This window comes from Vibrio sp. 1562 (genome assembly GCF_033340155.1).
Taxonomy (GTDB): Bacteria; Pseudomonadota; Gammaproteobacteria; order Enterobacterales; family Vibrionaceae; genus Vibrio; species Vibrio alginolyticus.
The window spans coordinates 1-515 of sequence record NZ_JAWOVY010000787.1 but is presented as its reverse complement, the minus strand read 5'-3'; the positions used below and the strand labels follow the sequence as shown (position 1 = coordinate 515).

The 515-nt window shown below is 46.8% G+C and carries 1 protein-coding gene and 1 pseudogene; one reads left to right on the top strand and one right to left on the bottom strand.

Translation table 11 applies throughout. The annotated features are described in order from the left end of the window. Window positions 1–162: cellulose-binding domain-containing protein (locus R7Z49_RS27660; protein WP_318112853.1), on the top strand; the 162-nt coding region annotated here is incomplete at its 5' end. Window positions 163–270: 108 nt separating this feature from the next. Here the strand turns inward: R7Z49_RS27660 and glgC are convergent. Then, window positions 271–515 (bottom strand): annotated as a pseudogene (gene glgC, locus R7Z49_RS27655) (glucose-1-phosphate adenylyltransferase); the annotation flags it as partial.

The following is a 515-nucleotide window of genomic DNA, read 5'->3' as shown; positions in this document are numbered from 1 at the left end:
GTAACATACCCAAATCTGCCACAAACTGACTGGGCAGGTAACCCAAGCCACGCAAACCAAGGTGACAAAGTCATCCACAATGGTGTGGTTTACCAAGCAAACTGGTGGACGGCTTCTGAACCAGGTAGCGACGGTAGCTGGGCTACAGTATGTAACATCTAATCATTATTGATTAACTGTTATTACCTAACTTTCATAGGTACTTAAACAAAAGCGCACGGTGATTATCGTGCGCTTTTTCGTTCATGTTGTCATTTGAATTGAGGACTTTCAGAACTGGTAGCTCTCCGGTATAACAACAATGCCTTTTTCTGAGATTTTGAAGCGTTTGGCGTCTTCAACCTTATTGATGCCGATTTGTGTGTTCGGTGGTATGCGAACGTGTTTATCGACGATGCAGGTTGCCGAGTGACTTGCGTCTCCGAGTTCTACGTCAGCAAAAATGATGGAAGCGACGAGCGGTGCAGTAGCTTGAGTGCGTGCGTTAGAGGAGATGGTGGAGTGCGGTGCGGAGG